This is a genomic window from Frankia sp. CoWAU3, assembly GCF_977971855.1.
Genome location: NZ_CDWWXB010000038.1, coordinates 8,451 through 14,894, shown reverse-complemented (window position 1 = coordinate 14,894; position 6,444 = coordinate 8,451). Strand labels below are relative to the sequence as shown.

The following is a 6,444-nucleotide window of genomic DNA, read 5'->3' as shown; positions in this document are numbered from 1 at the left end:
CCCGAGGCGGGTCGGGGCACCGTTGGCGGCCTGAACATCGCCTACCCCGACGCGCTGGTCGGGCTCACCATAGGTGCGTCCGTGGTCTTCCTGTTCTCCGGGCTCGCGATCAATGCGGTGGGCCGCGCGGCCGGGCGGGTCGTCCTGGAGGTACGCAACCAGTTCCGGTCCAGGCCTGGAATCATGACCGGCGACGAGAAGCCGGATTACAGTGCGGTCGTCGACATCTGCACCCGCGATTCGCTCCGTGAACTGATTACACCGGGAACGCTGGCGGTTCTCGCCCCAATCGCGGTCGGTTTCGGCCTAGGATACCCGCCACTCGGCGCGTTCCTCGGCGGCGCCATCGCCGGCGGCGTGCTGATGGCCGTGTTCCTCGCGAACTCCGGCGGGGCCTGGGATAACGCGAAGAAGATGGTCGAGGACGGCCACCACGGCGGAAAAGGCTCGGAGGTCCACGCGGCCACGGTGATCGGCGATACCGTGGGAGATCCATTCAAGGACACCGCCGGCCCTTCGATCAACCCGCTGCTCAAGGTGATGAATCTGGTCAGCCTGCTGATCGCTCCGACGGTCGTAAAGTACTCGGTGGGCGCGGACGAGAACACGGGGCTGCGCATCGGTGTCGCCCTCGCCGCCCTCGCCGCCATCGCAGCCGTGATCATCATCTCCAAGCGACGGAGCTCAATGATCAACGATGTGCCCGATATGACACAACCGACACCGGCTCCCAGCGAGAAGATCAACGCCTGACCCACATCGCTCCGCCACCGCCGACCCCCGCGGCTCGCACGAGGCCACGCGGGTCGGCGGCGCTGTTTCACACCGATGGAACCTCGGAATCGGGATCGGGTACCGCCCGTGGGCCGGGTGATGCGCCAGCGGACCATCCGTGCCACCCACATCGGATCGGGAAGCAGCGGGTGAGCGTCGGGCTACGGTCGCCATACCCGGACGGGAGGATCCGCGAGACGGAATGGCAGCGTACGGTGCTGCGAGGCACCGCTCTCACTCCGACGGCCGCCGCCCGCACGACCACCGTCCGCCGGACACCCGCACCGCCCCCGCCAGATCCAGTAACGCGCTCCGCCTCCGCAACATCCGCCATGTTCGAGACCTACGCTCCGTAGAAGCAACCTACGCTTTCGCCCCACAGAGCACTAAAACGAGCACGTCGCACCGAGGAGAGAAGTGCCAGCGCGCACGAAGACGACGACACGGGCGACCGCGCGGTCATCCGCACCGGTCGCCGAGCCCACCGAGGCCGGGCTCCCGCCGGAGACCGGCTCGAGCGAGGCATCGGCCGACGTACCCGCCGGCGCCACCAGCCGGACGGCGAACGGCAGGACGGCGAACGGGCGAACGGAGGCTGGCCATTCGGCGAACGGCTCAGGCGGAGCCACCGGCGCCCACGGCAGCCGCGCCACCGGCTCCGGCCCGGGCAACCGCCTGGTGATCGTGGAATCGCCAGCGAAGGCGAAGACGATCGCCGGCTATCTCGGTCCGGGGTGGCAGGTCGAATCCAGTATCGGGCACATCCGTGACCTCCCGCGCAGTGCCGCCGATGTCCCGGCCGCGCACAAGGGCAAGCCGTGGGCTCGGCTCGGCGTCGACGTCAACAACGACTTCGAACCGCTCTACATCGTGACGCCGGACAAGAAACCGCAGGTCAGCAAGCTCAAGGCGCTCGTGAAAGACGCCAGCGAGCTCTACCTCGCGACGGACGAGGACCGCGAGGGCGAGGCCATCGCCTGGCATCTGCTCCAGACGCTGAAGCCGACGGTGCCGGTCAAGCGGATGGTGTTCCACGAGATCACCCCCCAGGCGATCCAGCGGGCCGTCGACAATCCGCGCGATATCGACAAGAACCTGGTCAACGCTCAGGAAACGCGTCGCATCCTGGACCGCCTCTACGGCTACGAGGTCTCTCCCGTGCTGTGGAAGAAGGTCATGCCGAGGCTGTCGGCGGGCCGGGTCCAGAGCGTGGCGACCCGCATCCTGGTGGAGCGGGAACGTGCCCGGATGCGGTTCCGCTCGGCGGAGTACTGGAACATCGAGGGCCTGTTCGGGGCGACCGTCGCCCGCCAGGCGTGGTCGGACGCGGACGGCACACCGGGATCCGGGCCGGGCGGACCCGGCGCCGGCTCCGCCTGCGGCGACGGGGTCGAGAAGACCCCGCTCCCGGCAACCCTGATCGCCCTGAACGGCAACCGGATCGCGACGGGTCGTGACTTCTCCCCGACGGGACAGCTCGTCTCCTCCGGGGTGACGCGGCTGGACGAGGCCACCGCCCGGTCGCTGGCCGAGCGGCTCGCCGACGCCGCATTCACGGTGCGCTCGGTGGAGACCAAGCCCTACCGCCGTTCGCCGTACCCACCGTTCATGACCTCGACGTTGCAGCAGGAGGCCAGCCGCAAACTGCGTTTCTCCAGCCAGCGCACGATGCAGGTGGCGCAGCGGCTGTACGAGAACGGCTACATCACCTACATGCGGACGGACTCGACGAACCTGTCCAAGACCGCCCTGACCGCGGCCCGCGCGCAGGCTGCGAGCCTGTACGGGCCGGAGTACGTGCCGGCACGCCCCCGCACGTACGCCAAGAAGGTCAAGAACGCGCAGGAGGCCCACGAGGCCATCCGACCCGCCGGGGACCACTTCCGGACCCCGGGTGAGGTTCGTGGCGAGCTTGACGTCGACTCCTACCGGCTCTACGAGCTGATCTGGCAGCGGACAGTGGCCAGCCAGATGGCGGACGCCCGCGGCACGAGCGCCACGATCCGGCTCGGCGCGACCTCGTCCGTTGGGGAGGACGCCGAGTTCTCGGCATCGGGGAAGGTCATCACCTTTCCCGGCTTCCTGCGCGCCTACGTCGAGGGCGCCGACGATCCAGACGCGGAACTGGAGGACCGGGAGCGGCCGCTGCCGGACGTACGGCAGGGCGACCCACTGACCACCCGCTCGCTGACCCCCCGCGGGCACACCACCAGCCCGCCGGCGCGCTTCACCGAGGCCAGCCTGGTCAAGACGCTCGAGGAGCTCGGGATCGGTCGGCCGTCCACCTACGCCTCGATCATCGGCACCATCCAGGACCGCGGCTACGTGTGGAAGAAGGGCTCGGCCCTGGTGCCGAGCTTCGTCGCGTTCGCCGTCGTCGGCCTGTTGGAGGACCACTTCACCCGGCTGGTCGACTACCGGTTCACCGCGACGATGGAGGACGACCTCGACGACATCGCCGCCGGCACGGCCGCCTCGACCGCCTGGCTGACCCGCTTCTACTTCGGAACCGGCGACGGCACCGACCCGGCCGCCGACGGACTGAAGCACCTGGTCAATGAGCGGCTCGGAGAGATCGACGCCCGCGAGGTGAACTCGATCCCCCTCGGCGAGACCGACGACGGCACCCTGCTGGTCGTCCGGGTGGGCCGCTACGGCCCCTACGTCCAGCACGGGGAGCGCCGTGCCAGCGTGCCGGACGATCTCGCACCGGACGAACTCACCGTCGACAAAGCGCTGGGGCTGCTGGCCGCGCCCAGTGGCGACCGGACGCTGGGAATCGACCCGGCGTCGGGAGCGACCATCACGGCGAAGGCGGGTCGCTTCGGCCCCTACGTCACCACCGACACTGACCCGCCGCGCACGTCCAGTCTGCTGCGTGGCATGTCGTTGGAGACGCTGACCCTCGACGACGCCGTGCGGTTGCTCACCCTTCCGCGCATTCTGGGTGCGGGGGATGACGGGGAGGAGGTCACCGCCCAGAATGGCCGCTATGGCCCATACGTGAAGAAGGGTGCCGAAAGTCGGTCGTTGGAATCTGAGGATCAGTTGTTCACCGTGACCCTGGACGAGGCCTTGGCGCTGCTCTCCCAGCCCAAGGCCCGCGGTCGGCGCCAGGCCGCGCAGAGCCCGCCGCTGCGTGAGCTCGGGACCGACCCGGCCAGCGGCAAGCCGATGGTGGTGCGGGAGGGCCGGTTCGGCCCCTACGTCACCGACGGTGAGACCAACGCCAGTCTGCGCAAGGGCGACACGGTCGAAACGATCACCGATGAGCGTGCCGCGGAGCTGCTGGCAGACCGTCGGGCCCGCGGACCGGCCACCGCGAAGCGTCCTGCCCGGGGCACCGCGAAAGCCGGCACCGCCAAGACCGGCCCGAAAACCACCAAGGCCAAGCCGGGCACGGCGAAGACCGGCACCGCGAGGTCCAAGACCGCCCGGACGGTGACGGACGACGGCGGCGGCTCCGATGACTCCGGTAGCCCGTCGTCCAGTGGCACCCGCCGGACGGACTGATGGCGCTGCCGATCGGTAGGAGCCCTGGAGAAGCGGACGCGCCCCGGGTGGTTTCCGAGGTTACGGCGTTCACCATCGGCGACACGGAGACCACCTCTGGTGACGCAGAGTCGTCCAATGTGACCGGCAGGTCCACCACCCCGGTCGAGACGTCCGGAGGAGACCCTGTGGCCACCGACCATGCAGCCGGACATCGGGACGCCGGGCGGCGCCCACCCTGGCCCGTCCGGCGACCGCGGGTCCGCCGCTCGCCGAGCAGGCATCCGGTAACGACGGTTCCCTCGCCGCCAATGCCGTCCACCATCGCCGCCGGAGGCGACAGCGACATCCGGGCCGTCCTGCGGATCCCCGCGTTCCGCCGGATGTGGATTCAGCTCAGCCTGTCCAGCCTGGGTGACTGGATGGGTCTGCTGGCAACCACCGCACTGGTGACCCAGCTCCAGGAGAGCTTCTCCGGGCAGGCGTACGCCATCGGCTCGCTGCTGATCGTCCGGTTGATGCCGGCCCTGATCCTGGGCCCACTCGCCGGTGCCCTCGCCGACAGGCTGGACCGCCGGCTGACCATGGTCGTGACAGACGTCATGCGGTTCGGGCTGTTCATGTCGATCCCGATCATCGGGACGCTCAAGTGGCTGCTCATCGCATCGTTCCTGGTGGAGGCGGTCACCCTGGTGTGGGCGCCGGCGAAGGACGCGAGCGTCCCGCACCTGGTGCCCAAGGAGCGGCTCGCGGCCGCCAACACCCTCAGCCTGATCATGACCTACGGCACGGCCCCGATCGCCGCGACGATCTTCACGATGCTTGCGACGATCTCACGGACGCTCGGCTCCAGCGTGTCGTTCTTCCATGACTCCTCGGTCGACCTCGCGTTGTACTTCAACGCGGCGACGTTCCTCGGCTCGGCAATCGTGATCTGGGGCCTGAAGGGCATCGGACGGGCCGCGCGGCCGGAGACCGGCCCCGAGCCCGGGTTCTTGGCTTCCATCGCCGAGGGATGGCGCTACGTCGGCCAGGACAAACTGGTCCGCGGACTCGTCGTGGGCATCCTCGGCGGGTTCGCCGGCGCCGGCTGCGTCATCGCCCTCGGCCGGCTCTACGTCGAGATCCTGGGCGGCGGCGACTCCGCGTACGGGGTGCTCTTCGGCGCGGTGTTCGTCGGCCTCGCCGCCGGCATGGCCGCCGGTCCCAAGCTGCTCGGCGACTACAGTCGGACCCGCCTGTTCGGCGTCTGCGTGACCGGAGCGGGTATCACCCTGGTGATCGTCGCGATCATCCCGAACCTGGTCATCGCCTGCATCCTCGTGGTCGCGGTGGGGGCGTTCGCCGGCGTGGCCTGGGTGACCGGATACACCCTGCTCCAGGCCGAGGTCTCCGACGAGCTGCGGGGGCGTACCTTCGCCCTGGTGCAGTCGCTGGTCCGCATCGACCTGCTGCTCGTGCTCGCCGCCGCGCCCGGGCTGGTTGGCCTCATCGGCTCGCACAGGATCCATCTGTGGGGCGACATCAACGTCCGCGCGGACGGCGTCACCGCGGTCCTGCTCGCCGGCGGGCTGCTCGCCGTCGCGGTCGGCCTGTTCTCCTATCGGCAGATGGACGACCCGACCGGAGCCGCGGTCTGGCCCGAGCTGTGGAACGCGCTGCGCGGCCGGCGGCCGGCGGCCACACGTCCCCGCCGCACCGGCCTGTTCATCGCGATCGAGGGCATCGATGGCGCAGGCAAGAGCACCCAAGTGGAGCTGCTGCGAACGTGGCTCGCCTCCTCCGGCCGGGAGGTGGTGGTGACCTCCGAATCCGGCGGCACCGCGCTGGGAACGGGCCTGCGAGAACTGCTCCTCGACCCGACCGTACGGCTGCACCCCCGGACCGAGGCGCTGCTGACCGCGGCGGACCGCGCCGAACACGTCACGCAGGTGATCGAACCCGCGCTGGCCCGGGGAGCGATCGTCATCACCGATCGTTACGTCGACTCGTTCATCGCCTTCCAGAGCGTGAGCCGGGCCCTCAGCACCGACGAGCTGTCCGTCCTCACCCAGTGGGCGACGCACGCGCTGCTTCCCGACGTCACGGTCCTGTTGGATCTGCCGGCCGAGATCGTCCTGCGCCGCGCGCGGATGACCGCGTATCCTGATCCGCCGCCGGGGCCGCCGGGGCCGCCGG

3 protein-coding genes are annotated in these 6,444 nt (G+C 69.8%); all 3 read left to right on the top strand.

Annotation, left to right across the window (positions count from 1 at the left end):
* Positions 1–753: sodium/proton-translocating pyrophosphatase (locus AC08ON_RS06120; RefSeq protein WP_476616602.1), on the top strand; the 753-nt coding region annotated here is incomplete at its 5' end.
* A gap of 438 nt (positions 754–1,191) precedes the next feature.
* Positions 1,192–4,287 (top strand): type I DNA topoisomerase, encoded by a 3,096-nt coding sequence (gene topA / locus AC08ON_RS06115; RefSeq protein WP_476606461.1) that lies wholly within the window; start codon positions 1,192–1,194, stop codon positions 4,285–4,287.
* A gap of 290 nt (positions 4,288–4,577) precedes the next feature.
* A partial coding sequence (gene tmk / locus AC08ON_RS06110) for a dTMP kinase (RefSeq protein ID WP_476616601.1) occupies positions 4,578–6,444 on the top strand: 1,867 nt, incomplete at its 3' end.